Genomic DNA, 312 nt, shown 5'->3' with positions numbered 1-312 from the left:
GATGGCCTCTGTATGTGCGCTGACGGCCGCATCCAGCGTATTGGCCGCTGATAACAAGGAATTGAATATCTATAACTGGTCGGACTACATTTACCCGGAAGCGGTGTCTGAGTTTGAACAGAAAACCGGCATCAAGGTGAACTACGACGTTTACGACTCCAACGAAGTACTGGAGGCCAAGTTGATGACCGGCAGCAGCGGTTATGATTTGGTGATTCCAACCGGAGCGTTTCTGGAGCGTCAGATCCAGGCTGGTATCTACACCACCATCGACAGCAGCAAACTGAGTAACTACGGCAACCTCGACAGCAC

The 312-nt window shown here is 51.6% G+C and carries 1 pseudogene; it reads left to right on the top strand.

Annotated elements, in window-relative coordinates:
* A pseudogene (locus tag Q4563_RS18435) lies at positions 1 to 312 on the top strand (extracellular solute-binding protein); the annotation flags it as partial.

This window comes from Gilvimarinus sp. 1_MG-2023, from assembly GCF_030548285.1.
Note: the sequence above shows the minus strand (reverse complement) of the source record. Positions and strands in the feature narration are given on the sequence as shown.